25 protein-coding genes are annotated in these 26,023 nt (G+C 68.8%); 11 read left to right on the top strand and 14 right to left on the bottom strand.

The window, feature by feature from the left end; all coding sequences use genetic code 11:
* Positions 1-43: 43 nt before the first annotated feature.
* Genes EV675_RS11930 through EV675_RS11920 form a run of 3 tightly spaced genes read right to left on the bottom strand, consistent with a single transcriptional unit; the run spans position 44 to position 4,839 of the window.
* Complete coding sequence (locus tag EV675_RS11930) at positions 44-1,462, bottom strand: FAD-binding oxidoreductase (protein ID WP_130357443.1); 1,419 nt, start codon at positions 1,460-1,462, stop codon at positions 44-46.
* Between the two features lie 54 nt (positions 1,463-1,516).
* Positions 1,517-3,820, bottom strand: coding sequence for a molybdopterin-dependent oxidoreductase (locus EV675_RS11925; protein ID WP_130357442.1), 2,304 nt, complete (start codon positions 3,818-3,820; stop codon positions 1,517-1,519).
* Between the two features lie 35 nt (positions 3,821-3,855).
* Positions 3,856-4,839: a Bug family tripartite tricarboxylate transporter substrate binding protein gene (locus EV675_RS11920; RefSeq protein ID WP_130357441.1), complete on the bottom strand. Its 984-nt coding sequence runs from the start codon at positions 4,837-4,839 to the stop codon at positions 3,856-3,858.
* 90 nt (positions 4,840-4,929) lie between these two features.
* Between EV675_RS11920 and EV675_RS11915 the strand changes: the two genes are divergently transcribed.
* Both EV675_RS11915 and EV675_RS11910 read left to right on the top strand, forming a co-directional pair.
* Positions 4,930-5,706 (top strand): helix-turn-helix domain-containing protein, encoded by a 777-nt coding sequence (locus tag EV675_RS11915; RefSeq protein ID WP_130357440.1) that lies wholly within the window; start codon positions 4,930-4,932, stop codon positions 5,704-5,706.
* Positions 5,707-5,719: 13 nt separating this feature from the next.
* Complete coding sequence (locus EV675_RS11910; RefSeq protein ID WP_130357439.1) at positions 5,720-6,277, top strand: cob(I)yrinic acid a,c-diamide adenosyltransferase; 558 nt, start codon at positions 5,720-5,722, stop codon at positions 6,275-6,277.
* 12 nt (positions 6,278-6,289) lie between these two features.
* Here EV675_RS11910 and aroG read toward each other — a convergent pair whose 3' ends face one another.
* Complete coding sequence (gene aroG / locus EV675_RS11905; RefSeq protein ID WP_130357438.1) at positions 6,290-7,363, bottom strand: 3-deoxy-7-phosphoheptulonate synthase AroG; 1,074 nt, start codon at positions 7,361-7,363, stop codon at positions 6,290-6,292.
* A 276-nt stretch (positions 7,364-7,639) separates the two neighbouring features.
* On the opposite strand from aroG, the gene EV675_RS11900 reads away from it, so the two are divergent.
* The gene (locus tag EV675_RS11900) at positions 7,640-8,203 is read left to right on the top strand and encodes a M23 family metallopeptidase (protein WP_130357437.1); all 564 of its coding nucleotides are present in this window, start codon (positions 7,640-7,642) and stop codon (positions 8,201-8,203) included.
* 12 nt (positions 8,204-8,215) lie between these two features.
* On the opposite strand, the gene EV675_RS11895 is transcribed toward EV675_RS11900, so the two are convergent.
* Positions 8,216-9,085, bottom strand: a complete 870-nt coding sequence (locus EV675_RS11895; RefSeq protein WP_130357436.1) for an alpha/beta fold hydrolase — start codon at positions 9,083-9,085, stop codon at positions 8,216-8,218.
* 114 nt (positions 9,086-9,199) lie between these two features.
* Between EV675_RS11895 and EV675_RS11890 the strand changes: the two genes are divergently transcribed.
* Entirely contained in the window at positions 9,200-9,946 is a 747-nt protein-coding gene (locus tag EV675_RS11890) for a pseudouridine synthase (protein WP_130357435.1), read from the top strand.
* Between the two features lie 7 nt (positions 9,947-9,953).
* Here the strand turns inward: EV675_RS11890 and EV675_RS11885 are convergent, their stop codons facing one another.
* On the bottom strand, positions 9,954-10,661 hold the full coding sequence (locus tag EV675_RS11885) for a GntR family transcriptional regulator (RefSeq protein WP_130357434.1): 708 nt from the start codon (positions 10,659-10,661) through the stop codon (positions 9,954-9,956).
* A gap of 146 nt (positions 10,662-10,807) precedes the next feature.
* On the opposite strand from EV675_RS11885, the gene EV675_RS11880 reads away from it, so the two are divergent.
* A complete protein-coding gene (locus tag EV675_RS11880; protein ID WP_130357433.1) occupies positions 10,808-12,268 on the top strand; it encodes an NAD-dependent succinate-semialdehyde dehydrogenase in 1,461 nt (486 codons plus the stop codon).
* A 35-nt stretch (positions 12,269-12,303) separates the two neighbouring features.
* Positions 12,304-13,272 carry a Bug family tripartite tricarboxylate transporter substrate binding protein gene (locus tag EV675_RS11875; protein WP_165404558.1) on the top strand — a complete coding sequence of 323 codons (969 nt, stop codon included), beginning with the start codon at positions 12,304-12,306 and terminating at the stop codon, positions 13,270-13,272.
* 9 nt (positions 13,273-13,281) lie between these two features.
* Here the strand turns inward: EV675_RS11875 and EV675_RS11870 are convergent, their stop codons facing one another.
* Genes EV675_RS11870 through EV675_RS11860 form a run of 3 tightly spaced genes read right to left on the bottom strand, consistent with a single transcriptional unit; the run spans position 13,282 to position 15,616 of the window.
* A complete protein-coding gene (locus EV675_RS11870) occupies positions 13,282-14,247 on the bottom strand; it encodes a Bug family tripartite tricarboxylate transporter substrate binding protein (protein WP_165404557.1) in 966 nt (321 codons plus the stop codon).
* Positions 14,248-14,276: 29 nt separating this feature from the next.
* On the bottom strand, positions 14,277-14,945 hold the full coding sequence (locus tag EV675_RS11865; protein WP_130357430.1) for a GntR family transcriptional regulator: 669 nt from the start codon (positions 14,943-14,945) through the stop codon (positions 14,277-14,279).
* A 14-nt stretch (positions 14,946-14,959) separates the two neighbouring features.
* Positions 14,960-15,616, bottom strand: a complete 657-nt coding sequence (locus EV675_RS11860) for a DUF4286 family protein (RefSeq protein WP_130357429.1) — start codon at positions 15,614-15,616, stop codon at positions 14,960-14,962.
* 115 nt (positions 15,617-15,731) lie between these two features.
* On the opposite strand from EV675_RS11860, the gene EV675_RS11855 reads away from it, so the two are divergent.
* The 3 genes from EV675_RS11855 to EV675_RS11845 are packed head-to-tail and all read left to right on the top strand — an operon-like array spanning position 15,732 to position 18,726.
* Positions 15,732-16,310, top strand: coding sequence for an amino acid synthesis family protein (locus EV675_RS11855; protein ID WP_130357428.1), 579 nt, complete (start codon positions 15,732-15,734; stop codon positions 16,308-16,310).
* A gap of 10 nt (positions 16,311-16,320) precedes the next feature.
* Entirely contained in the window at positions 16,321-17,517 is a 1,197-nt protein-coding gene (locus EV675_RS11850; protein ID WP_130357427.1) for an amidohydrolase family protein, read from the top strand.
* The gene (locus EV675_RS11845) at positions 17,518-18,726 is read left to right on the top strand and encodes an FAD-dependent oxidoreductase (RefSeq protein WP_130357426.1); all 1,209 of its coding nucleotides are present in this window, start codon (positions 17,518-17,520) and stop codon (positions 18,724-18,726) included. It begins immediately after the preceding gene.
* Positions 18,727-18,749: 23 nt separating this feature from the next.
* Here EV675_RS11845 and EV675_RS11840 read toward each other — a convergent pair whose 3' ends face one another.
* From EV675_RS11840 to EV675_RS11820, 5 genes are all read right to left on the bottom strand, one after another.
* Positions 18,750-19,361 (bottom strand): PqiC family protein, encoded by a 612-nt coding sequence (locus tag EV675_RS11840; protein ID WP_130357425.1) that lies wholly within the window; start codon positions 19,359-19,361, stop codon positions 18,750-18,752.
* The gene (locus EV675_RS11835) at positions 19,358-20,998 is read right to left on the bottom strand and encodes a PqiB family protein (protein WP_130357424.1); all 1,641 of its coding nucleotides are present in this window, start codon (positions 20,996-20,998) and stop codon (positions 19,358-19,360) included. Before EV675_RS11835 ends, EV675_RS11840 begins: the two co-directional genes overlap by 4 nt.
* Positions 20,982-21,611 carry a paraquat-inducible protein A gene (locus EV675_RS11830; RefSeq protein WP_130357423.1) on the bottom strand — a complete coding sequence of 210 codons (630 nt, stop codon included), beginning with the start codon at positions 21,609-21,611 and terminating at the stop codon, positions 20,982-20,984. Before EV675_RS11830 ends, EV675_RS11835 begins: the two co-directional genes overlap by 17 nt.
* Positions 21,608-22,267: a paraquat-inducible protein A gene (locus tag EV675_RS11825; RefSeq protein ID WP_242621388.1), complete on the bottom strand. Its 660-nt coding sequence runs from the start codon at positions 22,265-22,267 to the stop codon at positions 21,608-21,610. The genes EV675_RS11830 and EV675_RS11825 overlap by 4 nt, the downstream gene beginning before the upstream one ends.
* 115 nt (positions 22,268-22,382) lie before the next feature.
* Positions 22,383-23,345: a LysR family transcriptional regulator gene (locus tag EV675_RS11820; protein ID WP_130357421.1), complete on the bottom strand. Its 963-nt coding sequence runs from the start codon at positions 23,343-23,345 to the stop codon at positions 22,383-22,385.
* 124 nt (positions 23,346-23,469) lie between these two features.
* On the opposite strand from EV675_RS11820, the gene EV675_RS11815 reads away from it, so the two are divergent.
* Positions 23,470-24,432, top strand: a complete 963-nt coding sequence (locus EV675_RS11815) for a Bug family tripartite tricarboxylate transporter substrate binding protein (protein WP_165404556.1) — start codon at positions 23,470-23,472, stop codon at positions 24,430-24,432.
* Complete coding sequence (locus EV675_RS11810) at positions 24,429-25,955, top strand: sulfatase-like hydrolase/transferase (protein WP_130357419.1); 1,527 nt, start codon at positions 24,429-24,431, stop codon at positions 25,953-25,955. The genes EV675_RS11815 and EV675_RS11810 overlap by 4 nt, the downstream gene beginning before the upstream one ends.
* The last annotated feature ends 68 nt before the right edge of the window (positions 25,956-26,023 follow it).

The raw sequence follows: 26,023 nt of genomic DNA, 5'->3' as shown, positions 1-26,023 counted from the left end.
GGCTCCGCCGGTCCACCGCCGTCGGCCCCCTGGGGGGCGCGCGTCAGCGCGTAGGGGGGGGCAATATCTTCCCGGGATTGAGAATATTCAACGGATCGAAGGCCTGCTTCACCTGCCGCATCAGCGCCAGCGCGTCTTCGCCATGCTCCTCGGCCAGGAATTGCATCTTGTGCAATCCCACCCCGTGTTCGCCGGTGCAGGTACCGTCCATGTCCAGGGCGCGCCGGACCATGCGGCGGTTGATGGTCTCGGCTTCGGTCCATTCGGCTTCGCTGTCCGGGTCCAGCAGCATCTGCACGTGGAAATTGCCGTCGCCCACGTGTCCGACCACGCAGGTCGGGAAGCTGGCCCGGGCCAGGTCGGCGTTGGTTTCCCGGATGCAGTCGGCCAGCCGGGAAATGGGCACGCAGACGTCGGTGCTGGAGGCGCGGGCACCTGGACGAAGTTGCAGGGTCGCGAAGTACGCGTTGTGGCGCGCGGCCCAGAGGCGGTTGCGGTCCTCGGGATGCACGGCCCATTCGAAATCCATGCCGCCGTGCTCGCGCGTGATCTCCTGCACCGTCGTGGCCTGCTCCTCGACCCCCGCCGGGCTGCCGTGGAACTCGAACAGCAGCAGCGGCGTCTCGCGCAGGGTCAGCTTGCTGTAGAGATTCAGCGCGCGCACGGTGGCGGTGTCCAGCAGTTCGACCCGGGCGACCGGAACGCCCATCTGTATGGTCTGGATGACCGCCGCCACGGCCGCGTCCACGCTGGGGAAGTTGCAGACCGCCGCCGACACCGCCTCGGGCTGGGGATACAGGCGCACCGTGACCTCGGTGATGATGCCCAGCGTGCCTTCGCTGCCGATGAAAAGACGGGTCAGGTCGTAGCCGGCCGAGGACTTCTTGGCGCGCCGCGCCGTGCGGATGACCTTGCCCTGGGCCGTGACCACCGTCAGGGACACGATGTTGTCGCGCATGGTGCCGTAGCGCACCGCGTTGGTCCCGGACGCCCGCGTGGCGGCCATGCCGCCCAGCGAGGCGTCGGCGCCCGGATCGATGGGAAAGAACAGTCCGGTATCGCGGATCTCGTTGTTGAGCTGCTTGCGCGTGACGCCGGCCTGCACGGTAACGGTCAGGTCGTCGGGATTGACCGACAGGACCCGGTTCATGCGGGACACGTCCAGCGTGATGCCGCCTTCGACCGCCAGCACATGCCCTTCCAGCGACGAACCCGACCCGTAGGCGATCAGCGGCACGCCATGCGCGGCGCAGGCCTGGACCGCCGCCACCACGTCATCGGTGCTCTCGGCGAACACCACGGCGTCGGGCGGCACGGCCGGATAGGGGGATTCGTCGCGGCCGTGGTGTTCCCGCACGGACGCGTTCAGCGACAGGCGGTCGCCGAAACGGGCGGCCAGCGCATCGAGACAGGCCTGGGGCACCGGACGGCGCAGGGAGGGGGCTAAAGCGGGGGCATTCATGAATCGACAGCCTAAGGGTGGATCCCCCGATTCTACGCCCTGCCCCGGCCCCGATCAGGCCCGCCGCACCGCCGGCGGCTCGAAAGCGGTGACCGGCGGCGCGTCGTCGAAGCGCTCGATCTCGACCAGCGCGGTCTGCGCCATCGAGCCCTGCGTCAGGCTCGACGTGCCCTTGTCCAGCGTCACCATGTTCGGGTTGCCGTGCTTGTCCAGCGAGCCGGACTCGCCGCCCCGCAGCGGGTCGTACCAGGCGCCGGTGGCGATCTGGGCGACGCCCGGCACCAGGTGCCCGGCCAGCACGGCCCCCGCCAGGAAGGCCCCGCGGTCGTTGAACACGCGGACCACGTCGCCTTCCCGGATGCCCCGCGCCGCCGCGTCGCCGGGATGCAGGGAAATGGGCTCGCGCCCGGCGACCTTGCTGGCGCGGCTGGCCTGCGCCGGATCGAGCTGGCTGTGCAGCCGGGTGGCCGGCTGGTTGGACAGAAGATGCAGCGGATAACGCGCGGCCCGCTCGCCGCCCAGCCACTCGGCCGGCTCCAGCCACGCGGGATGGGCCGGGCAGTCGGCGTAGCCGTAGCCTTCGATCGTGCGCGAATGGATTTCTATTCTGCCCGAGGGCGTGGCCAGCGGATGGGCGCCGGGATCGCGCCGAAAGTCCTCCAGCAGGATGCTGCCGGCCTCGGGCTGCGGAAAGGCGAACTGCCCCGCCTGCCAGAACGCATCGAACCCGGGCGGCGCGTAGCCCGCCTCCCGCGCCTTGGCGGCCGCCACTTCGTACATGTGGCGCAGCCAGCCCATCTCGTCGCGTCCTTCGGTATAGGACGCCTCGAAACCCAGCCGTCCCGCTACCTCGGCCAGGATGTCGAAGTCGTTGCGCGCCTGCCCCACCGGCGGGATCACCTGCCGCATGGCCAGCCAGTACGGGGAGTTCTCGTGCGCCAGGATGTCGTTGCGCTCCATGGTGGTGGTCGCCGGCAGCACGATGTCGGCATGCCGGGCGGCGGGATTCCACCAAGGTTCGTGGACGATGACCGTTTCCGGCGCCTGCCAGGCGCGCAGGAAGCGATTCAGGTTGGTGTTGTGATGGAAGGGGTTGCCGCCTATGGAATAGACCAGGCGGATGTCCGGGAAGGTGATGGCCCGGCCGAAGCACTCGATCTGCCTGCCGGGGTGCAGCAGCATGTCGGCGATGCGGCCCACCGGCACATAGGTCTTGATCGCGTTGGGCCCGAGCGGCAGCGTCGGGCGCGGCATGCCCTCGACGCGCGGCGCCATCATGCCGTTGACCGCGCCGAAGCCGATACTGAAGCCACCGCCGGGCAGCCCGATCTGCCCCAGCATCGCGGCCAGGGTGACCAGCATCCACACCGGCTGCTCGCCGTGGTCGGCGCGCTGCACCGACCAGCTCAGGTTCACCATGGTGCGGCTGGCCGCCATCCTGCGGGCCAGCGCGCGGATCTCGCCGGCCGGCACGCCGGTGATGGCCGCCGCCCAGTCGGCGCCGCGGGGCGGCCCGCCCTCGCGGCCCAGCAGATAGGACTCGAAACGCTCGTAGCCTTCGCAATGGCGCGCCAGGAACTCCCGGTCGTGCAGGCCTTCGGTGGCCAGCGTATGGGCGATGCCCAGCATCATCGCGGTATCGGTATGCGGCCGGATGGGCATCCACTCCGAGCGGGACGCGGGCGGCTGGTCCGCGCGCGAGGGGCTGATGGTCACGAACAACGGCCCGCTGCCCCCGGCATGCCGGTACCAGTCGGGGTTGTCGTGCACCACGGCGCCGCCGGGATCGAGCTGGGTGTTCTTCAGGGCGGCGCCGCCGAACATCACCATCAGTTCGGTCGAGGCCATGACCTCCGGCCACGATGCCACGAGATTGGTGATGTCCGAGCGCCCCAGGACATAGGGCATGATGCCCAGCGCGGCCCCGAAGCTGTGGTTGCCGCGCTTGTCCACGTAGCCGCCGTGCAGCCCCAGGAAACGCTTGAGCACGCTGGGCCCGTGGTGCAGCCGGCCGGCGCTGGCCCAGCCATACGAGCCGCCGTAGATCGCCTCGTTGCCGTGCTCGGCCTTGACCCGCGCCAGTTCGTCGGCGACCAGGTCCAGGGCCCGGTCCCAGCCGACGGGCACGAACTCGTCGCCGCCGCGCCCCTGGCCGTTGCGGTGGCGCAGATAGCCGGCCCGCACGTAGGGCTGGTCGATGCGCAGAGGCCCGCGCACGATCTCGGGCAGGCCCCGCACGAAGCTGGCCGGGTGCGGGTCGGCATGGAACGGCACGGTGTCGACGATGGCGCCGTGTTCGTCGGTCACGACGTCGTAGACGCCCCAATGCGAAGCGGTCTGGGTGGTTCGGGTCGCCACAAAGCCTCCTGGAAAGATGGAACCATTGCCGGCCGTCAATCGGCCTGTATCTTCAATTCGTCGATCAGCCGCCCCAGTTGCCGGTAGTCGGCGGCCACCTGCGCCCCGAGCCTGCCGGGCGAGCCACCCGCCGGCACGGCGGACATCGCCGCCAGCGCCTCCACCACGTCGGGCAGCGCGAGCACCTGTCCCAGCTTGTCGTTCAACCACGCCACCACCGGCGCCGGCGTGCCCGCCGGCGCGAAGAACGCGTTCCAGGCGCGCAGGCGCACCTCGGGATACCCGGATTCGGCAATGGACGGCACGTCCGGCAGGAACGGCGTGCGGTCGGGATCCGCCACCGCGATGGCCGTCAGCTTGCCGGCCTTGAGATACTGCCTGACCGGCCCGATCGTCACAAGCGCGACCGGAATGTGGCCCGCCACGACATCCGTCACCGACGGCGCGACGCCCTTGTAGGGAATGTGCTGCAATCCCGTCCCCGCCGATCGGTTCAGCCATTCGCCCACGATGTGCATGGGCGACCCGGATCCCGAGGTGCCATAGGAGATCCGCTGGCCGCGGCGCGAAGCCTCGACGATGTCGCCCAGCGTCCTGAAGCCCGAACCGGGATGGGCGACCAGCAGCAGCGACGAGGTCGTCATCTGGATGACGGGCTTGAAGTCCGTCACGGGATCGTAGCCGGCGGCGCCGGCCTGCCTGAGCACCAGCGGCGCCGTGGCGAAGGTCGAGGGCGCGAACAGCAGGGTATGGCCGTCCGGCGCCGCGTGCGCCACGTGGCTGCTGCCCAGCATGCCCGACGCGCCGGCGCGGTTGACCACCAGCACGGGCTGCCCGGCGCGGGGAGCGAGCTTCTCGGCGTACAGGCGCGCCATGACGTCGGTGTCGCTGCCCGGTGGATAGGCGACCACGATAGTGATAGGCTTTTCCGGATAGCGTTGCGCGTAGCCGGCCGCGCTCCAGACGACCCCCGCGGCGGCCAAGGCCGCGCCCAACCGCCGGCGAGTGATTTTCAACATGACGTTCCTCCGTGGAATTCCCGGCACTATAGGAATCGCCCGCCCTCCCCACTGGCGAGAAACCGTCAGTTTTCGGCGAAGAACCGACATATGAATGCATTGCCCGTGCCCCTGTCCGTGGACATGGCGGGCGAGCCGCTGCGCGTCGTCGTGCGCGAAGGCCAGGCGGGCGAAACCTCGCTGCACACGCACGCCTGCGGCCAATTGCTGTATCCCGAACGCGGCGCAACGCTCCTCCAGACCGAACATCACCTGGTCCGGCTCGGCCCCAGCCGCGCCGCCTGGATCCCGCCCGACCTTCCCCACGCGGTGCTGATGGAGCGCCCCTACCGGTATCACAGCGTCTATGTCGACGCGGCCGTGTATGCCGAACCGGCCTTTTCCGTGACGGACATCAGCCCCTTGCTCAGGGAACTGATCTTCGACGCGGGGCGCTGGGATGCCTCGGGCGCCGACGCGCCGTCGCGCCACTGGAAAATCCAGGGCATCCTGGACGAGATCCGCCGGGCGCCGCGCGTGGCCGCCGGCCTTCCCATTCCCGACGACGCGCGCATCGCCATGGTCTGCCGGGCGCTGGAGGCGGACCCGTCCGACGGACGGACGCTAGCCGAATGGGCAGCGCAGGCCGGGGCCAGCGAAAAGACGATGCAGCGCATCTTCGTCAGGCTGACCGGACTGTCGTTCCAGCAATGGCGCAACCATGCCCGCATGACCCGCGCGATCGAGCTGCACAGCCTGGGCCGCCGCATGCTCGACATCGCCGTCGAGCTGGGCTATTCCAGCGAAGGCGCCTATTCCCACGCATTCAGGCAGTTCTACGGCTACTCGCCCGGCCAGTTGAAAAGAAAGAAAACGGAAGCACCCTGATCATGGAGCATTCATGGGACATCGATTGAGCGTGATCGCCACGCGCACCGGCGACGACGGCACCACCGGCCTGGCGACCGGGCCGCGGGTGGCCAAGGACTCGCCGCGCATCGCGGCCATCGGCGACGTGGACGAACTGAACAGCGCGCTGGGCCTGCTGGCGACGGAGGCCCTGCCGCAGGACATCGCGCACGACCTGCTGGACATCCAGCACGACCTGTTCGACCTGGGGGGGGAACTCAGCATGCCCGGACAGGCCCTGCTGGCGGAAGCGCGCGTGGCGCACCTGGACGGCCTGCTGGCCGACTACAACGCCCGGCTGCCGCCGCTGCGCGAATTCGTGCTGCCCGGCGGGAGCCGGCCGGCGGCCCTGGCCCACGTGGCCCGCACCGTGTGCCGACGGGCCGAGCGCGCTGTGGTGGCGCTGGCCCGCGTCGAAACCGTCCACGCGCCGGTGCGGCAATACCTGAACCGCCTGTCGGACCTGCTGTTCGTGCTGGCCCGCGCCATCAACCAGGACGCCGGCACGCCGGAAGTCCTGTGGCGCTCGGGCCGCACCCGGGGCGGCTAGCCCCGGGGCCTGTTACTTGCCGCTGCTGGTCGCCACCAGCCGCCGCGCCTGCACCGCCTGCGCCAGGCGTTCGAGCACCTGCACCGAGACATCCCAGTCGATGCAGCCATCGGTGATGCTCTGGCCGTAGACCAGCGGCTTGCCGGGAACCAGGTCCTGGCGGCCGGCCACCAGGTGGCTTTCCACCATCACGCCGACGATGCGGTTGTCGCCCGCTTCCATCTGGCGCGCCACGTCGTCCAGCACCTGGGGCTGGTTCTCGGGCTTCTTGCTGCTGTTGGCGTGGCTGGCATCGATCATCACGCGCTGCGCCAGGCCGGCCTTGGCCATGTCCTGGGCGGCGGCTTCCACGCTGGCCGCGTCATAGTTGGGGGCCTTGCCGCCGCGCAGGATGACGTGGCAGTCCTCGTTGCCGTTGGTGGACACGATGGCCGACACGCCGCCCTTGGTCACCGACAGGAAATGGTGAGGCTGGGACGCCGCCTTGATCGCATCGACCGCGATGCGGATGTTGCCGTCGGTCCCGTTCTTGAAGCCCACCGGACACGACAGGCCGGACGCCAGTTCGCGGTGGACCTGGCTTTCCGTGGTGCGCGCGCCGATGGCCCCCCAGGAGACGAGGTCGGCGATGTACTGGGGCGTGATCATGTCCAGATATTCACACCCCGCAGGCAAGCCGAGGGCGTTGATCTCCAGCAGCAGTTGGCGGGCGGTGCGCAGGCCCTTGTTGATGTTGAAGCTGCCGTCCAGGTCGGGATCGTTGATCAGGCCCTTCCAGCCCACCGTGGTGCGGGGCTTCTCGAAGTACACCCGCATCACGATCTCGAGTTCGCCGGCGAAGCGGTCGCGCTCGGCCTTCAGGCGGGAGGCGTATTCCAGGGCGGCCTTGGTGTCGTGGATGGAACACGGCCCGATCACCACCACGAGGCGGTCGTCCATGCCGTGCAGGATGCGGTGCAGCGCCTGCCGGGTGGAGTAGACCGTCTCCGAGACGTTGGTGGTGCAGGGAAACTCGCGCATCAGGTGCGAAGGCGGAGCCAGCTCCTTGATTTCTCGAATGCGCAAGTCGTCGGTGTTGTGGGACACGATCCTCTCCTGGATTTCAATGATGTCTGGTGTACATGTCTTGGGGGGTTTGCCCCACCGTTTCGTCCAGGCACAAAAAAAGCCGCCAGGACGCTGGCGGCTTTTTTGGGGCAGGAATCCGTTAGATACGACGCTTCCTTTCCTCCGCCAGCGGCTTTGGAAATCCAAAAAAGTAAAAGTAAAAATACGTGGAAGCGTAGTTCATAAAATATATCGTAGCAGGCGCCGGCCGCTTCGGCAAGCAGCGGGCACCGTTCTTGCGGACGGCGTGCAACCATGGCCACACATGCCTCTTCCTCGTGGGGTCCGCCACGCCGGCGGCGCCACCGCCTGCTTTTCTGGGCGCTGGCGGCCGCGGCGCTGTGGCTGGGCTGGCCCGTCGTCCGGCCCGCCCTGGAAATCCCCCTGTACGGACTGCGCCTGGCGACCATGCCGGCCCCGGCGCGCCTGCCCGTGCCGGTCGAGGGCGTGCGGCCGCGCGACCTGCGGGACACCTGGAACGCCCCGCGCGCCGACGGCCGGCGCCACGAAGGCATAGATATCTTCGCCCGCCGCAACACCGCCGTACTGTCGGCCACGGAAGGCATCGTGACCCGGATCGGCCCCAACACGCTGGGCGGGAACACGGTCTGGGTCATGGGCCCGGGCCGGCAGATGCACTACTACGCCCACCTGGAACGCTATGCCGACCTGCGGCCGGGGCAGCGCATCCAGGCCGGGATGCCGCTGGGCTACGTGGGCAACAGCGGCAACGCGCTCGGCACGCCCACGCACCTGCACTACGGCATCTATGCGGCCGGAGGCGCCATCAATCCGTATCCGCTGCTGGCCGGGCGCTGAGGGCGCCTCCATTCATCCTCGGCCGAAGAACTCCAGCAGCATCCGGTTCGTCGCCTCCGCCTGCTCGAACTGCACCCAGTGCCCGGCATCGGGAACCACGCGCCACTGGCGCTCGGGCCGGCCGTCGACCCACCACGGCCCCACCCGATCCGGATGCGCGGTCACGTCGTGCTCGCCCCAGGCGAACAGGATGGGCATGGAAAAGCCGTCCAGGATGCCTTTGGTGGGACTGCTCTGCGACAGGGCCTTGCTGCGAAAGCGCGTGGCCTCGCAGGCCTGGCGGTGCACCGCGACGGCCAGCGCGTCGATGCTGCGTTCGTCGTGCAGCATCAGGGCGCGCAGGTTGTGGCGCAGGTCCTCGACCAGGGCCGCCTCGCCGCTTGCCAGCCGCCAGTTGACCATCGCGGCCTTCTGCCGGCGCGGCGTACCGTGGCCGGCGGCGCCCAGCAGGGCCAGGCGCGCCACGTGCCCGCGCCGGGCGGCCAGATGGGCCGCGCACAGGCCGCCGAACGAGAAACCGGCCAGGTCGATCGGCGTTTCGGCCCCCACGAGCTGGTCCAGCGTCGCCGCCGTGGTCGCCACCAGATGGTTCAGGTCGGCGGGCGATGTCAGCGTGCCGGATTCGCCGAACGACGGCATGTCCGGCACCCATACGGTATGGCGCAGCGCGAGCGCCCCGAGGTTGCGTATCCAGTGCCGCCAACTGCCATGCCCGCCGTGCAGCAGCACCAGCGGACTTCCCTGCCCGGCCGAACGCCAGACGACGCGCGTACCGGCATGCTCGGCCTCGTGGCGGACGGTGGCGGCGTCCATGGCGGCGATGGCCGCCTCGGCCTGGGCACGGTCGTCGTTCGGGAAAAGAATGGGATCGATGTCGCTCATGGCGGGGAATCGCGGGAAGCAGCCGGGCAAAGGCGCAAGCTTAACCCGGCGGGCGGCGGCCCCGGCCCATCCACTACACTAGCGCCTCCGCATCGATTCTTTCCCGTGGCCAGCATGTCCGAACCCGTCCGCCTGTCCAAACGCATGTCCGAACTGGGACTCTGCTCCCGCCGGGAGGCGGACGAATGGATCAGCCGTGGCTGGGTGCGCGTGGACGGCGCGGTGGTCTCGGTGCTGGGCAGCAAGGTGCTGCCCGGCCAGAAGATCACCATCGAACGCCAGGCCAGCGCCGAGCAGGCGCAACGGGTCACGATCCTGCTGAACAAGCCGGTCGGCTACGTCAGCGGCCAGGCCGAAGACGGCTACCAGCCGGCCGTGACCCTGGTCAAGGCCAGCACCCGCTGGACCGGCGACCGCTCGCCCACCCGCTTCCAACCCAGCCAGTTGCGCAGCCTGGTGCCGGCCGGACGGCTGGACATCGACTCGGTCGGGCTCCTGGTACTGACCCAGGACGGCCGCATCGCCAAGCACCTGATCGGCGAAGACTCCACCGTCGACAAGGAATACCTGGTCCGCGTCCAGTACACGCGCCCGGGACGCCTGCCCGACGCCGACCTGAAGCGGCTCAACCACGGCCTGTCGCTGGACGGCAAGCCGCTGCGGCCGGCCGTGGTGCGCTGGCAGAACGACGACCAGTTGTCCTTCACGCTGCGCGAGGGCAAGAAACGCCAGATCCGCCGCATGTGCGAACTGGTCGGCCTGAAAGTGGTGGGCCTGAAGCGCGTGCGCATCGGCGGCGTGACGCTGGGCGACCTGCCGCCGGGGCAATGGCGCTACCTGCGGCCCGACGAGCAGTTCTGAGCGGGTCCTAATCGTGGTCCTGCCGGGCCAACGCCTCGTAGACGTAGACGGCGGCGCCTTCGATATGAGCCCGCAGCAGGCCGCAGGCCTTGTCGGCGTCGCGCTCCAGGCAGGCCTCGACCAGTTGGTGATGTTCCAGCACGACGCGCTGGTCCACCGTGCGGTTGGCCAGGAACAGCCGCCGGTAGCGGTCGCCCCGGTCATTCAGCATGGAACAGAACTGCAGCAGCAATGGCATGCGGCAGGCCGAAATCAGGCTCATGTGCAGTTGCCGGTGCAGGCGTTCCCAGCGCTCCACCCGCTGCTGCCCGTTGTCGGTCTTCTCCTGGCGCGATAGCTGCATCAGCGTGCCGGTGATCCGGACTTCCCATTCCTCGTCGGCATGCAGGATGGAGTCGCGCAGGGCCTTGGGCTCCAGGTCTGCGCGCAACTCGACCACCTCGGCCAGGTTCTCGGCGGACACCGGCGCCACACGCACGCCGCGCTGGTCTTCGATCAGCAGCAAGCCCTCGGACCCCAGGCGGGACACCGCCTCGCGCAGCGGACTCAGGCTGACGCCGTAGCGGTCGCGCAATTCCTCCAGCCGGATCCTCTGCCCCGGCAACAGTTCCCCCGACAGCACTTCCTGCCGCAAGCGTTCCACCAGCGATGTCGCCAGCGTGGCCCGGCCTCGTTCGGGGGCGGGCTCGGAGCCGATCGGGATCTGTCTTGTCATGAGGCGGGCGGGGCGGAATGGGATCCCGGGATTTTAGCCAGTTGTTGACCTGAAAAACGATAATGAGCAAAATATCGATGATTTAAAAATAATCGATATTCAAGAACGGGCCGTCAGCGACGGCTTTCCGCAAGCAAGGAGACACGATGGAATACACCCCGCTCAGGCTGCTGATCGATGGCCAATGGCTGGACGGCCAGGGGCGCGAGACGCTGCCGGTCATCAATCCCGCCACCGAGGCCGTGCTCGGCCAGTTGCCCGTGGCGTCCGAGGCCGACGTCGAGCGCGCGGCCCGCGCCGCGGAGCGCAGCTTTCCGGCATGGCGGGACATGTCCGCCTACGACCGCGCGAAGATCCTGTTCCGCACCGGGGAAGTGCTGCGCGACCGCGTCGAGCGCATCGCGCGGCTGATGACCCTGGAACAGGGCAAGCCCTTGAACCAGGCGCGCCAGGAAGTCGTCCATCTGCCCGACATGCTCATCTGGCATGCCGAGGAAGGGCGCCGCGTCTATGGCCGGACCATTCCGGCCCGCGACCTCGGGCACCGCCAGGTCTCGGCGCGCGAGCCCATGGGCCCCATCGCCGCGTTCACGACCTGGAACTACCCCGCCGTGATTCCCATGAAGAAGGTCTGCGCCATCCTGGCGGCCGGCTGCACCTGCGTGCTCAAGGGCGCGGAAGAAACCCCGGCTTCGACCATGGAACTGGTCAGGGCCTTCTCCGACGCGGGGCTACCCGACGGCGTGCTCAATCTGGTCTACGGCGCGCCCGACCGCATCTCCAGCCAGTTGATCGCCTCGCCTGCCATCCGGGGCATCTCGTTCACCGGCTCGACCGCCGTCGGCCGCAAGCTGGCGGAACTGTCGGGCCGGCACCTCAAGCGCACGGTCATGGAACTCGGCGGCCACGCCCCCGTCATCGTCATGGACGACGTCCGCGACCTGGCGGGCCTGGTGCGCGCGTCGGTCCTGCGCAAGTTCCGCAACTCGGCACAGGGCTGCGTAAACCCGAGCCGCTTCTTCATCCACCGCAAGCTCTACGAACCCTTCGTCGAAGCCTTCGTTGCCGAGACCCGGGCGCTGGCCATCGGCGACGGCTTTTCTCCCGGCGTCGACATGGGACCGCTCGCGCACGAACGCAGGCTGGGCGCGATGCGGCACTGCGTCGACGATGCATTGGCGCACGGCGCCACGCTGCGATGCGGCGGCAAACGGCTGGACCGGCCGGGCTACTTCTGGGAGCCCACCGTTCTGACCGATGTGCCGACCGGCGCGCTGGTCATGAACGAAGAGCCCTTCGGCCCCGTCGTTCCCATCAATGCCTTCGACGACGTCGAGCAAGTCCTGGCCGAAGCCAACCGGCTGCCGGTGGGGCTGGCGGCCTATGCCTTCACCAACTCGACGCTCTGGGCCAACCGCCTGTCGCGGCGGCTGGAAGCCGGCATGGTCGCGATCAACTCCTTTGCCTTCGGCGCCGCCAATGCCAGCAGCACGCCCGAGGTTCCGTTCGGCGGGATCAAGGCCAGCGGCTTCGGCGCCGAATGCGGCAGCGAGGGCATAGAGGGCTACCTGAACATCAAGTTCGTCAGCGAATACGAACAGGCGTGATACGCGCCGTCATAACCATCCAGGAGACAAGCATCATGACCTTTACCCGACGCATTCTTGCGGGCATCGCGCTGGCGCTGGCCGCCAGCGGCGCCAGCGCCACCTACCCCGACCGGCCCATTCGCTTCATCGTTCCCATGGCGGCCGGCGGCCCCGCCGACCAGACCGCCCGCCTGCTGGCCCGGATGATCAGCGACCAACTGGGGCAGCCCGTCGTGGTCGACAACCGCAGCGGCGCGGGCGGCGTGGCGGGCACGGACGTCATCGCCAAGGCGGCGCCGGACGGCTACACGATAGGCATGGGCACCATCAGCAGCTTCGGCATCAATCCGGGCCTGATGGCCAAAATGCCGTTCGACGCGCAAAAGGATTTCACGCCCATCGGCAACGCCTCGGCCACCAGCGGCATCATCCTGGCGACCCGCGACGCTCCCTTCAAAGACCTGCCCGGCCTGGTCGCCTATGCCAGGCAGAACCCCGGCAAGGTCACCTACGCGTCCGCCGGCATCGGCTCGGTCGGCCACATGGTGGGCGAGTCCCTGAACCACGCAGCCGGCATCTCGCTGACGCACGTGCCCTACCGCGGCACCACGCCGGCAGCGCAAGGCCTGCTGGCCGGCGACGTCATGCTGTTCATCGAGACCTCGTTCAGCACGGCCATGCAGTATCTGCCCACGGGCCGCATCAAGGCCATCGCCGTCACGCGCAAGCAGCGCTCGCCCCTGCTGCCCGACGTCCCCTCGATGGGAGAAGGCGGATTCCCTCAGATCGACAGCCCGGCCTGGTTCGGCGTGGTCGGTCCGGCGGGCATGCCGCCGGAGGTCGTCAGGCAGTTGAACGCCATCCTGCAGAAGGGATTTTCCACGGCGGAGACCCGCGAGCAACTGGCCCGCTTCGGCGCCGAGCCCGTACCCTCGACGCCCGAAGCCTTCAGCGCCTACATCGGCGAGGAAATCGGGCGCTGGACCCGGGTCATCCGCGCCGCGGGCATCAAGCCCGAGTAGCGGGCCGGCTCAATCCAGCGACGCGCCCGATTCCTTCACCGCCGCGGACCACAACTTGTTGTCCGCCACCAGCTTCCTGGCGAACTCCTCGGGCGTATTGCACAGCACGCTGACGCCGATGGCGGCGAGCTTGGCGCCGAACTCGGCATTCCGGCCCGCCTCGGCCAGGGAATCGGCGATCTTGTTGACGATCTCGGCCGGCGTGCCGGCCGGGGCCGCCACGCCGTTCCAGGTCTCGGTCGTGAAACCCGGATAGCCCTGCTCGGCAACGGTCTTGACACCCGGCAGGTCGGCGGAGGGCTTGGTGCCGGAGGTCGCCACGATGCGCAGCCGGTTCGTCGTCGAATAAGGCAGCACCTCGGCCACGTTCGCGAAATACATCGGCACCTGCCCGCCCACCACGTCGGCGATCGCCGGCGCGCCGCCGCGATACGGCGCATGGATCATCGACAATTCCGCGCGCTTGACGAACATCGCCATCGTCAAATGGCTGACCGACCCGCTGCCCGCCGAGGCATACGCCACCTGGCCGGGATGCGCCTTCACGTAGGACACCAGCTCGGGCAGCGTCTTGGCCGCGAAGCTCGGATGCACCGCCAGCGCGAACTCGTTGGTCGCCACGATCGACACCGGCGCGAAATCCTTGATCGGGTCGTAGCGTACCTTCTGCAGGTACGGCACGATGGCCATCTGCGGCGCCGTCGCCATGAACAAGGTGTAGCCGTCGGGCTTGGCCCGCGCCACGTAATCGGCGGCGATCGCGCCATTGGCGCCGGGCCGGTTGTCGACCACCACCGTCTGCTTGAGCCTGGCGGTCAGCCATTCGGCGGTGATCCGCGCGATGCTGTCGGTGTTGCCGCCGGCGGCGAACGGCACGACCAGCGTGATCGCGCGCTCGGGCCATGCCGCGTGCGCGGTGCCCGCCGTGGCCAACGAAAGAAGAATCCCTGCAAAAGATCGCCACTTCATTTTCATGCCCATCCCCGACGTACGTGGTTGAAAAATCAGGCTGCGTGATTCATTTCCCGGTAGACGTCGCGCGCTTCGGCCTCGGCCGCCTTCACGTGCGCCACGGCCACGGCGCGCGCCACGCGGGCGTCGCCTTTCTCCAACGCGTCATAGATGGCCTCGAGCTCGCGCACGCTGTGCTTGGCGCGGCCGGGGCTGGCCATGGTCCGGGCCCGCAGGAAGTTGATGCGTGTCAAGAGGCCGTGCAGCACCTCGCCCATGACCGCGTTCCCGCAGCATTGGATGATCACTTCATAGAAATCCGCCGTGGCCGAGATGCGCGTCTTCCAGTCCTGCCGGTCGACGGCGGCGGCAAAGGTGTCGAGCGCCCCGCGCATGCGGCGCAGGTCGTCCGGCTTGACGCGCCCGGCCGCCAGCGCCGCGGCCTCGCCTTCGAGCAGCGCGCGCAGGTGATAGATGCTCTCGGCTTCTTCCCAGCTCAGTTCGGCCACCGACGGCCCTTTGTTAGGCACGATGGTGATCAGTTTTTCCGTCGCCAGCACCCGCAGCGCCTCGCGCACGGAGGTGCGGCTGACGCCCAGCAGGCTGCACAGCTTGGCCTCGACCAGCCGCTCGCCCGGCTTGAAGTAGCCGCTGGTGATGGCTTCGCGGACCAGGCGCACCGTTTCCTGTTGCACCGAGCGCGGAGATATCTTCAGGTCCATGGTGTCGTCTCCGGTCACAGCGGCGGCAGTTGCCGGGCCTGGCGGCGGTCGAACAGGTCGTAGGCCCCCTTGAACCAGGGCTGGTCGGCCAGGCGCGCGCGCCAGGGCGTGGCGCGCGCCTTGGCGCGGGCCGGCGACTCCAGCGCCCCGGCGTCGTCCAGGTAGTGCAGCGCCAGCCGGTTGTAGCGGCCCGGCTCGCCGTCCTTGACGTGGAAGCGCCGCACCGCGCGCCACTGCGGGCACTCCAGCAGCAACGGCACGTGGTCCTGTTCGTACCAGGCATCGAAATCAGCCAGGTGTTCCTCCGGCACGTTGAACCAGACGGCATACAGCACCGGGGCATCGAGCGCTTCGGCCGAGGCGTCGCCGGCGCTGCCGATTTCCTCGCACAGGTAGCGCGTGAATCCGGTCACGTTGCGCAGCATCCAGGCCGTTTCCTCGGAAGGGTGCTGCTTGATGGCCTGGTAGGCGACGGTGCGCAGCGCGGCCAGATCGTCCATTTCATAGACGGCCAGGTAGTTGCGCTCGGGCGCCGCATACCGCTGGGCGCTGACGAAACCGCGCAGGCCCATGCGGATGGGGATGTGTTCGGTGTCGTACCAGCGGTTGAACTTCTCTTCCCACTCGGGGGCCGGCTTCATCTCCGAGAACAGAATGGCGCGTCCGCGCATGGCGTCCTCCTGACCTTCATTGACTTTATGATTGTATGACAATAATATCGTCAAACATTCGGTTCAACAAGAATTTGAAACCCTCGCCGAGGGTGGCTGACGTCAGGAGCGACACATGCAATTGAAAGTACGCAGGTGGCAGGCGATCGTGGAAGAGAAGCTCGAGGAAGCCGGCCGGCCCGCCGACGAATCGCTGCGCAAGGCGGCCATCGTGGCCTTCGTGGAAAACCCCTACGCCGGCCGGTACGTGGAAGACCTGTCGCCCATGATCGAGGCCAGCCCCGAACTGGGCGCCCGCATGGCCGCCCGGCTACGCGCGGCCTACGGCGACCACCCCATCCTGTCGTACGGCAAGGCCGGCGTCGTCGGGCTGGGCGGCGAACAGGAACACGCCAACGCGCTGCTGACGACGGCGTCGGCCGAACCGCTGCGCAAGGAGATCGGCGGCGGCAAGGCCTGGATTTCGTCGGTGACCAAGATAGGCGGCCCGGGCACGGTGCTGGACGTGCCGCTCGCCTCCAAGGATGCGCTGTACGTGCGCTCGCTCTATAACGCCATGACGCTGTATTTCGCCGACGGCCCCCTGCCCGACGAAATCGCGCTGGTGTTCGCCGTCTCCAACCGCGAGCGGCTCAACGCCCGCGTGGGCGGCCTGCGGCTGCGGGACGTGCAGGGCAAGGACGGACTCGTTTAAGGAGCGCACGATGAAACTCGCCATCGTCAACCTGGGCCGGATACTGACCGGCGAATGGCGCGAGCCCTACGCCTCGGGCGACGCCATCCTGATGCAGGACGGACTGATCGCCAAGGTCGGCACGCTAAGCTCCGCGGAAGTCGAGGGCGCCGACGTGGTCATCGACGCCGCCGGCACCACCGCCATCCCCGGCCTGATCGACTCGCAGGTGCACAACACCTTCGGCGACTACACGCCGCGGCAGAAGACCGTGGGCTTCCTGGAAAGCTACGTGCACGGCGGGGTCACCACCGGCATCACCGCCTCGGAAGTGCACACGCCCGGCCGCCCCAAGGACCCGGCCGGCGTGAAGGCGCTGGCGGTGGCCGCCCAGCGCTGCTTCCAGGACTACCGCCCGGGCGGCATGCGCGTGTACGCCGGCTCCATCATCATCGAACCGGGCCTGGTGGAACAGGACTTCGCCGACATCGCCGCACAGGGCGTGTGGCTGGCCAAGGCCGGCTTCGGCGCGGTCAAGACCCCGTACGACTACGTGCAGGCCATAGGCTGGGCGCGCAAGCACGGCATGATCACCACCGTGCATACCGGCGGCTCGTCCATACCCGGGTCGTCGGGCATCTGGGCCGAGCACCTGATCGCCATGAACCCGCATGTCTCGTTCCACGTCAACGGCGGCCCCGTGGCCATGCCCGACGAGGGCTTCCCCAAGATGGTGCACGAGTCGGAAATCGCGCTGCAGGTCTGCACCGCGGGCAACCTGCGCACCACGCTCATGCTGGGCGACATGGTGCGCAAGGCCGACCAGTTCGACCGCTTCCTGATCGCCACCGACACGCCCACCGGCAGCGGCATCATGCCGCTCGGCATGATGTACACGATCACCCACCTGGCCAGCCTGACCGACATGCCGGTGGAATGGGCCATCGCGGCGGCCACCGGCAACAACGCCCGGGTCTACGGCATCAACAGCGGCTTCCTGAAGCCGGGCAAGGATGCCGACGTGGTCCTGCTGGATGCCTGCGTGGGCGGGTCCAAGGACGATCCGCTGGATGCCCTGCGTAACGGCGACATCGCTGCCGTGGCGGCCGTCGTGACCGACGGCGTTCCGCGTTTCGTCGGCAAGAGCCGCAACACCCCGGCCGGCAACCGCCCCGTCCGCGTCGCCCGCTGCGACATTCCCCAGGACTACTCCACCGGAGGCCATTGAATGAGCAAGCACATCGCCATCGTCGGCGCCGGACCGGTCGGCGTCGTCGCGGCGCTGGCCGCCGTGCAGCAAGGCTTCCGGGTCTCGTTGTACGAGGCCGAGTCGCGCGTGGACGACAGCCCCCGCGCCGCCACCACCCATAGCTCGACCCTGGAGATGATCGCCCGCGTGGGGCTGATCGACCGCTTCGTCAAGGAAGGCCTGACGGCGCGCTACTTCCAGTTCTGGGACCAGGCCGCGCAGAAAATGGTCGCCCAGTTCGACCACGAGATCCTGAAGGACGAGACGCCCTACCCCTTCGTCGTGCAGACCGAGCAGCACAAGCTCGGCAACATGGGCATCGAGAAGCTGCGCACCTGCGCCGACGCGTCGGTCCACTTCGAGCATCGCATCACGGCGGTCGCGCAGACCGACGACGGCGTGACCCTGACCGCGCAGGCACCCGACGGGCCGGTGCGCATCGAGGCCGACTACGTGATCGCGGCCGACGGCGGCCGCAGCGCGCTGCGCAAGGCGCTGGACATCCCGTTCGAAGGCATGACCTGGCCCGAGCGCTTCATCGTCATCACGGTCAAGGACGACTTCGAGCGCCTGATGGGCTGCTGCTACCGCAACTATCTCGCCCACCCCGATGCCTGGACCAACCTGTTCAAGATCTCGGGGGACGACATGCAGGGGCGCTGGCGCGCGGTGTTTCCATCTGGCGTGGACGAGACCGACGAAGAGGCCCTGAGCGATGCCGCGGTGGCCCGCCGCCTTGCCCACGTGTTCCCCAGGACCGAACCCTACGAGGTGCTGCACCGTAACATCTACCGCGTCCACCAGCGCGTGGCGGCGCGCTTCCGGCAGGGCCGGGTGTTCCTGGCGGGAGACGCCGCGCACGTCAACAATCCCATCGGCGGCCTGGGGCTGAACTGCGGCATCCACGATGCCATGGAGCTGGTGGACATGCTGACCGCGGTCGAACGGGGCGAGGAAGACGCGTCGGTCTTCGATCGCTACGAGCGCCGGCGCCGGCAGATGAACATCGAATTCGTGCAGCAGCAGACGGTGAACAACAAGAAGCGCCTGGAGGAAAAGGACCCCGCCGTGCGCGCGCAGGCGCTGGACGACATCCGCAGGATCGCCGACGATCCGCAGCGGCACCGCCAGTTCCTGCTGCGCAGCTCGCTGATCGACAGCGTGCGCAAGGCCAGGACGATCGCCTGAGGCCCCGGGCCGGTTCGCCGGCCCTATCTCGCCGCGCAGTACGGCGCCCGGCCGCCGCCCGGCACCGCGCGTACGCTGGCGGCGATGGCATCGGCCACCAGGGCGACCAGGCCCTGGTGGGCCGCCACCACGTCGGCGACCGACCCACCGGCCGCGGCCTGCTCGAAGCGGCCCAGGCAGACCTGCCCCGCGCCACCCGCCGACGGTTTGACCGACCACGCCACCGTGGCCTCGACCGGTCCGCCCAGGCGCGCGTCCAGGCGCGAGAACTCGACGTTGATGCGATAGGCGGGCTTGCCCGCCACGCCGCCCTTGGCCACGTCCACCGCATGCAGCCGGCCCTGGAGCGCCGAGGACAAGGCATCCTGCAACTCGTCCCCCAGCGTGGCGGACCACCGCTGCCCTTCCAGCATCTGCAGCTTCGCGCCATCCTCGCGCAGCACGATCTGGCGGCGGCGCAGGCGCTCGGGCAGCGCCACGGGAGCCAGGTCGATCACCATGGCCGGTCCGGCCGAGGGCACCGCTGCCGCTTCCCCCGACGGGACCTGCAGCGTGTAGACGTCGGGCGCCGGCGGCGCGGCGCATCCCGACAGTCCGGCGGCCAGCACCGCCACGGCCAGCGCGTGTGTCTTCATCGTTCTTCCTTGGGCTTTCCGCGCAGCAGAGACTGCGGGTTCTCTTCCAGATAGTCGGTCAACTGGCGCAGCGAATTGGCGGTGCGCATCAGCTCCTGCAACGCGCGCCGCAGGTCCTGCTGCATGGGAGCATCGGCCGAGAACGTGCCTTCGGCGGCCTTGAGCGTCTTGCGCGCGTCTTCCATGGTCGCCACGATCTCCGGGGCGACCTGCCCGTCCAGCCGTTTCACCAGCTTGTCGGCCGACGCCATGGTCTCGCGCATGCCGGCCAGCGCCGCCGTCAGGTCGCGGCCGATGGCGTCGAACGGCACCTTGCCGATCTTGTCCACGATGTCGGCCAGCTTGCCCTGCAATTCGTCGAAGGCGCCCGGTATCGTCGGGAACTCGTCCAGGCCCTGGCTGCGGCCCATGCTGGCGGGCATCGGCACGCCCTTGAAGAAGTCGATGGCGACATACATCTGCCCGGTCAGCAGATTGCCGTTGCGCAGCTGGGCGCGCATGCCGCGGCGGACCAGCACGTCCATCAGCCGGCGCTCTTCATCGGCATTCAGCGCGCCCGGCTCTCCGGACCGGCGCAGGCCCAGGCGCGAGGGATAGAAGTCCACCACCACCGGCAGGCGGAAGGAATTGGTGGACCGGTCGAACTCGATGCCGATCGAGCGGACGGCGCCGATGACGACCCCGCGGAAGTCGACCGGCGCGCCGGGCGATAGACCCCGGACCGACTGTTCGAAATACATCACCGCGCTGGTCGGCGGACCGTCCTCGACCTTGAGCGCGTCGTCCTGGTTGCCGGCAAGCTGGTACACGGCGTCGTCCTGCGCCGGCTGCCCCGGCGGCAGATGGGGCGAGTCGATGAACGAGACGCCGCCCAGCAGCACGGTGGAGATCGATTCGGTCTGCAGCTTCAGGCCGTCGGCGTCGACCTTGAGGTTGACGCCGCTGGAATGCCAGAACCGGGTGCTGGTCGTGACGAAGCTGTCGTAGGGCGAGCGGACGAACACGCGCACGGTCACGCCCTTGCCGTCCTGGTCCAGGTCATAGGCCACGACCTGGCCCACGTTGACGCGGCGGAAATACACCGGCGAACCGATGTCGAGCGACCCCAGGTCGCCGGCGTGCAGCACGAACTGCTTGCCCGGCGTGTCGGCGGTCACGATGGGCGGTACCTCCAGGCCCGTGAACGAGTCCTCGCGTTCCTGCGAGCGTCCCGCATCCACGCCTATGTAGGCGCCCGACAGCAGCGTGCCCAGGCCGCTGACGCCGCTGGCGGCGATGCGCGGCTTGACCACCCAGAAGCGGCTGTCTTCGACGGCGAAGCTGGAGGCGTTGGAGGTCAGCTCGACTTCGACGATGACGTGCGACCGGTCCTTCGCGAGCTCGATGGATTTCACCAGGCCGATGTCCACGTCCTTGTAGCGGACCTTGGTCTTGCCCGCCTCGATGCCTTCGGCCGAGCGGAAGGTGATGTCGATGGTGGGCCCGCGGGCATACCAGCTGTTGACCGCGAACGAGAGGCCGGCGATGGCCGCGACGATGGGAATCAGCCAGACCAGCGACGGCAGCCACCGGCTGGGGCGGCGGCGCGCCGGTTCGCCCGGCGTCGCGTCGGAAGGGATATCAGGCTTGTTTGTCATGGGCGTCTATGGGGTCCCAGATAAGGCGAGGATCGAAGCTCATCGAGGCAAGCATGGTCAGCACCACCACCGCGCCGAACGCGATCGCGCCCGGCTCGGGCCGGACGGTGGCCAGCGCGTCCAGGCGCACCAGCGAGGCCAGCAGCGCGACCACGAACACGTCCACCATGGACCAGCGCCCGACGGCTTCGACCATGCCGTACAGGCGGGTGCGTTCGACCGGCCGCCAGGTCGAGCGGACCTGGACCGTGACGACGAGCATCAGCAATACCGCGAGCTTGAAGATGGGAATGACGATGCTGGCGCAGAAGACCACGGCGGCGACGAAATAGGAGCCGTCCTCCCACAGGTAGACGACGCCGCTCAGGATGGTGTTGGTCTGCGAGCCCAGCAGCGTGCCGGTGGTCATGATGGGCAGGATGTTGGCCGGCAGGTACAGCGCCATCGCGGCCAGCAGGAAGGCCCAGGTGCGGTGCAGGCTGTCGGGCTTGCGCAGGTGCAGCGCCGCGCCGCAGCGGTCGCACGCGGTGCCGCCGCGCCGGCGGGGATGGATGGCCGAGCACTGCGGGCACTCCATCACGCCCGCCTGCGCCGCCGTGCGCACCGGGCTCATGGCCGATCCTCCGCGGCAAGCGGGTAGCCGGCCTCGATGGCCTCGGCATGCTCCCACAGGTCGGCGGGATCGAAGCTGACCACGACCGCCAGCAGCACGGTCAGCGCCCCGAACGCCCACAGCGCCACGCCGGGAATCACCGTCGCCATGGCGGACAGCTTCACCAGCGAGGCCACGATGCCCAGCATGAAGACTTCGATCATGCCCCAGGGCCGGCCCAGCCGGATCAGGCGCACCACCGGGCCGAAGCCGACCGGGATCCGGCCCAGCCACAGCGGCACCAGCAGGTAGGCCAGCAGGCCCAGTTCGACCAGCGGCATCAGGATGGTCGTGACGAAGACCAGGGTCGAGACCGACAGCATGTCCTCCAGCGCCAGCACCCGGACCGCGCCCCAGACGGTGGTGCGCGTGCTCACGCCCTGGATCTCCATCGTGACGATGGGAAAGGCGTTGCAGCAGATGAAGACGATCAGGCTGGCCAGCACCACCGGCAGCAGGGCCCCGTAGCGCCGGTCGTTGTTCCGGTACAGTTCGGTTCCGCAGCGCGGGCAATAGGCCCGCTCGCCCGGGTCGAGCCGGATCCGGCGAAACGCGGCATCGCAGTGTTCGCACAGCTTCAGCGACGTGTCGGCGCGAGGATCGGAATAGTCGGGCATGAAGGGGTCTGTCCGCTTCCGCCGCGGGCGGATTGGGCAAGAAGGCATTTACAGACAAGCGTGTATGTATATGCCAGAGCCATGATATCGCAGATTGCCGCGGACGCGCATCGCCTCAGGGCGACTGCGCCAGGGCCCGGGCCTCTTCCTCCAGGCATTCGATCAGTGCCCGCATGGCGGGCGAAGGCTCCAGGCTGTCGTGGCGTATCACGCCGATGGGGCCGAACACCGGAGGCAGTTCCACCGCCAGGATCGCCAGCGCGTGGCGGCGCGCATGATAGGCGGCCACCGCGCGCGGCATTACCGACAAGGCCTGGCTGTTGTCCATCAGGACCATGTTGTTCAGCACCGAGGCCGATTCCACCCGCGAGGCCGGCCGGACGTCCTCGCGCTGGAACAGCATGTCCAGCCCGGCCCGCACCGGACTGCCGCGCGGCGGGAGGATCCACGGGTAGGCCGCCAGGTCCTTCCAGGACGGCCGCTTCCTGGCCGCCAGCGGGTGGCTGGCCGACCCGCACACGCACATCGGTTCTTCGCACAGGATGCGCGTGGCGAGTCCGGCGCCGGCCGTTCCCGCCCCCAGCCGCGCCACCACCAGGTCCAGCTTGCGGGTCTGGAGATCGGGCAGCAGCGCCTCGATCGAACCTTCGCGCACCAGCACGTTGATGCCCGCCGCCCGGCGCTCGAGCCGCAGCAGCATGCGCGGGACCAGGAAGGCCGCGGACGAGGAATTGATGCCCATGCTCAGGGTCTCGATGCCCAGGCCGCCGGGCTCGGACCATTCCCGCCCCATGCGTTCGAGGTCGCCCAGCACCCAGCGCGCGTGCCGGATCATCGAGGCGCCATGCACGGTCGGAAAGGTCCCCTTCGAGGTGCGCTCGAACAGCCTGGCCCCGACCATCTCCTCGAGCTCGGCCAGCATCCGGGAGACCGCCGGCTGGGTGGTGGCCATGCGGCGCGCGGCCTCGCCCACGTTGCGCACGTCGTCCATCACCACCAGCAGGCGCAGGTGGCGCAGCCGCAGCCGGCCGCGCAGGAACCAGTCCGCGCGCAGCGCGGCCTCGGGAGCGTCTGACATTACATACCAGTTCTGATATGAGAATGGCCAAATATATCATTGGACCGCAATGATCGAGATCGGCCATCATCTGCCGCAGATGAAACGTCCGCCGCCAGGAACGGGCGTGTCGAAGGAGACAACCATGCTGAAATCCGCGACCGGCCTCGTGGCCGCCCTTGCCTTCTCGGCCGGTGCCCAGGCCGCCTATCCCGACCGCCCCGTCACGCTGGTCGTGCCCTCGGTGCCCGGCGGCGCCGCCGACATGGTGGGCAGGCTGGTGGCCGAGCAGCTCGGCAAGCAGTGGAACGTGCCGATCATCGTCGAGAACAAGCCCGGCGGCGCCACCATCATCGGCACCCAGGCGGTGATCAAGGCCGCGCCCGACGGCTATACCCTGCTGCTGGGCATCGACGCCTCGTTCGCCGCGGTGCCTTTCCTGATGGAGAAGATGCCCTACCAGCCGCAGAAGGACCTGGAACCGGTCGCCACGCTGTCCACCCTGCGCTATGTGCTGGTGGCCTCGCCCACGGCCCCGTTCAAGTCGGTCGAACAACTGCTGGCCCAGGCGCGCGCCCGCCCCGACACGATCACCTATGCCAGCGGCGGCGAAGGTTCCACCCACCACCTGGGCATGGCGCTGTTCGAGCAGGAGGCCGGCGTGTCGTTCAAGCACGTGCCGTACAAGGCGGCGCCGCAGGGTTTCGTGGACGTGATGGGCGGGCACATCGACATGATGTTCCTGGCCGCCAGCACGGCCATCCAGCCGGTGCGGGGCGGCAAGGTGCAAGGGCTGGCCAACACGGCCGCCACGCCCATCCCCGATCTGCCTGATCTGCCCATGCTCAAGGACAAGGTGAAGGGCTTCACCTTCGACAGCTGGTTCGGCCTGTTCGCGCCCGCCGGCACGCCGCCCGCGGTGATCGACAAGCTGACCGCGTCGGTCCGGTCGGTACTGCGCGACCCTCAGGTGCGCGACAAGCTGCAGGCCCAGGGCCTGGCCGCGGGCGAAGGCGGCCCGCGCGAGCTGCGCGAGCGCATCGGCGCGGACACCCGCCGCCTCGCCCCCGTCATCGCCAAGATCAAGAGTCAGCAGAACAAACCATGAAGCGCCCCAACATCCTGCTCATCACCACCGACCAGCACCGGGGCGACTGCCTGGGTTTTGCCGGACGGCGCGTGAAGACGCCCCACATCGACGAGCTGGCCCGCACCGGCACGCACTTCTCGTCGTGCATCACCCCCAATCTGGTGTGCCAGCCGTCGCGGGCGTCCATCCTGACCGGCCTGCTGCCGCTGACCCATGGCGTCTGCGACAACGGCATCGACCTGGACGAGCGCACCGGCGAAGCCGGCTTCGCCGGCAGCCTGTCGGCGGCGGGATACGCCACGGGCTTCATCGGCAAAGCGCATTTCTCCACGCACCACACCTTCGCCCGCACCGGCCGGCCCGAGTGCCAGCACACCGAGGCCGAACTGGGGCCCGACTGGTCGGGTCCCTACATGGGCTTCGGCCACGTGGAACTGGTCGTCGAAGGCCACAACTACTGGCTGCCCACGCCGCTGCCCGGCGGCCTGCACCACTCGCGCTGGCACTACGGCGACGGCTTGGGGGAAATGCGCAACCGCCTCTACCAGACCGACCTGGGTCCACCCAGCGGCGCGCCGCAGACCTTCAACTCGGCCCTGCCCGTGGCCTGGCACAACTCGACCTGGATCGGCGACCAGACCATCGACTACCTGCGCGCGCACCGCGACGAGCCCTTCTGCCTGTGGGCCTCGTTCCCCGATCCGCACCACCCCTTCGACTGCCCCGAACCCTGGTCCCGGCTGCACCATCCGGACGACGTGGACCTGCCCCGGCATCGCACCACCGACTACGACCGCCGCCCCTGGTGGCACCGCGCCAGCATGGAAAGCCGGCCGGTGGGCAGCGCCGAAGTCCAGGCGCTGCGGCAGAACTTCTCGCGCATCCCGACCCAGCCCGATGCCCAGTTGCGCAACATCATCGCCAACTACTACGGGATGATCTCGCTGGTGGACCACCAGGTGGGCCGCATCCTGAAAGCCTTGCACGAATACGGGCTGGACCAGGACACGCTGGTCGTCTTCACCTCGGACCATGGCGAATGGCTGGGCGACCATGGGCTGATGCTCAAGGGACCCATGGCCTACGAAGGCCTGCTGCGCGTGGCGATGGTGGCGCGCGGCCCGGGCGTGCGGGCCGGCGTGCAGGTACGCGACCCGGTCTCGACGCTGGACCTCGCGGCCACGATGGCCGACTACGCGAACGCCGCCGCGCTGGGGCCGCAGCACGGCCGCAGCCTGCGGCCGCTGCTGGAAGGCGCGGACGCCGGCCGGGACTACGCGTTGAGCGAATGGGACGTGGCGGCCTCGCGCTGCGGCGTGGAGCTGAAGCTGCGCACGGTACGCACCCGCGACTGGAAGCTCACGCACGAACAGGGCAGCGGCGCGGGCGAGATGTACAACCTGGCCGACGATCCCGACGAGATGGACAACCTGTTCGACGATCCGGGCTACGCGGGCCGGCGGCGGGAATTGCTGGACATGCTGAGCGAGCGGCCCGACGATCGGTTGCCTGGGCGGCTGCCTGCTTCGGGTGTTGCCTGAGGCCCGGCGCCCGACGTTTCTCCTGTTGACGGAAGCGGTCTAAATATTTATCGTACATAACGTACTTA

The organism is Pigmentiphaga kullae (genome assembly GCF_004216695.1).
In the GTDB taxonomy this organism is placed as follows: domain Bacteria; phylum Pseudomonadota; class Gammaproteobacteria; order Burkholderiales; family Burkholderiaceae_B; genus Pigmentiphaga; species Pigmentiphaga kullae.
Note: the sequence above shows the minus strand (reverse complement) of the source record. Positions and strands in the feature narration are given on the sequence as shown.

What these genes read in the sequence shown, in the direction of transcription:
- EV675_RS11930 (WP_130357443.1), bottom strand. Translation starts at nt 1,462, where the DNA reads ATGAATGCCCCCGCTTTAGCCCCCTCCCTGCGCCGTCCGGTGCCCCAG.
- EV675_RS11920 (WP_130357441.1), bottom strand. Translation starts at nt 4,839, where the DNA reads ATGTTGAAAATCACTCGCCGGCGGTTGGGCGCGGCCTTGGCCGCCGCG.
- EV675_RS11915 (WP_130357440.1), top strand. Translation starts at nt 4,930, where the DNA reads ATGAATGCATTGCCCGTGCCCCTGTCCGTGGACATGGCGGGCGAGCCG.
- EV675_RS11910 (WP_130357439.1), top strand. Translation starts at nt 5,720, where the DNA reads ATGGGACATCGATTGAGCGTGATCGCCACGCGCACCGGCGACGACGGC.
- EV675_RS11900 (WP_130357437.1), top strand. Translation starts at nt 7,640, where the DNA reads ATGGCCACACATGCCTCTTCCTCGTGGGGTCCGCCACGCCGGCGGCGC.
- EV675_RS11895 (WP_130357436.1), bottom strand. Translation starts at nt 9,085, where the DNA reads ATGAGCGACATCGATCCCATTCTTTTCCCGAACGACGACCGTGCCCAG.
- EV675_RS11890 (WP_130357435.1), top strand. Translation starts at nt 9,200, where the DNA reads ATGTCCGAACCCGTCCGCCTGTCCAAACGCATGTCCGAACTGGGACTC.
- EV675_RS11885 (WP_130357434.1), bottom strand. Translation starts at nt 10,661, where the DNA reads ATGACAAGACAGATCCCGATCGGCTCCGAGCCCGCCCCCGAACGAGGC.
- EV675_RS11880 (WP_130357433.1), top strand. Translation starts at nt 10,808, where the DNA reads ATGGAATACACCCCGCTCAGGCTGCTGATCGATGGCCAATGGCTGGAC.
- EV675_RS11875 (WP_165404558.1), top strand. Translation starts at nt 12,304, where the DNA reads ATGACCTTTACCCGACGCATTCTTGCGGGCATCGCGCTGGCGCTGGCC.
- EV675_RS11870 (WP_165404557.1), bottom strand. Translation starts at nt 14,247, where the DNA reads ATGAAAATGAAGTGGCGATCTTTTGCAGGGATTCTTCTTTCGTTGGCC.
- EV675_RS11865 (WP_130357430.1), bottom strand. Translation starts at nt 14,945, where the DNA reads ATGGACCTGAAGATATCTCCGCGCTCGGTGCAACAGGAAACGGTGCGC.
- EV675_RS11860 (WP_130357429.1), bottom strand. Translation starts at nt 15,616, where the DNA reads ATGCGCGGACGCGCCATTCTGTTCTCGGAGATGAAGCCGGCCCCCGAG.
- EV675_RS11855 (WP_130357428.1), top strand. Translation starts at nt 15,732, where the DNA reads ATGCAATTGAAAGTACGCAGGTGGCAGGCGATCGTGGAAGAGAAGCTC.
- EV675_RS11850 (WP_130357427.1), top strand. Translation starts at nt 16,321, where the DNA reads ATGAAACTCGCCATCGTCAACCTGGGCCGGATACTGACCGGCGAATGG.
- EV675_RS11845 (WP_130357426.1), top strand. Translation starts at nt 17,518, where the DNA reads ATGAGCAAGCACATCGCCATCGTCGGCGCCGGACCGGTCGGCGTCGTC.
- EV675_RS11840 (WP_130357425.1), bottom strand. Translation starts at nt 19,361, where the DNA reads ATGAAGACACACGCGCTGGCCGTGGCGGTGCTGGCCGCCGGACTGTCG.
- EV675_RS11835 (WP_130357424.1), bottom strand. Translation starts at nt 20,998, where the DNA reads ATGACAAACAAGCCTGATATCCCTTCCGACGCGACGCCGGGCGAACCG.
- EV675_RS11830 (WP_130357423.1), bottom strand. Translation starts at nt 21,611, where the DNA reads ATGAGCCCGGTGCGCACGGCGGCGCAGGCGGGCGTGATGGAGTGCCCG.
- EV675_RS11825 (WP_242621388.1), bottom strand. Translation starts at nt 22,267, where the DNA reads ATGCCCGACTATTCCGATCCTCGCGCCGACACGTCGCTGAAGCTGTGC.
- EV675_RS11820 (WP_130357421.1), bottom strand. Translation starts at nt 23,345, where the DNA reads ATGTCAGACGCTCCCGAGGCCGCGCTGCGCGCGGACTGGTTCCTGCGC.
- EV675_RS11815 (WP_165404556.1), top strand. Translation starts at nt 23,470, where the DNA reads ATGCTGAAATCCGCGACCGGCCTCGTGGCCGCCCTTGCCTTCTCGGCC.
- EV675_RS11810 (WP_130357419.1), top strand. Translation starts at nt 24,429, where the DNA reads ATGAAGCGCCCCAACATCCTGCTCATCACCACCGACCAGCACCGGGGC.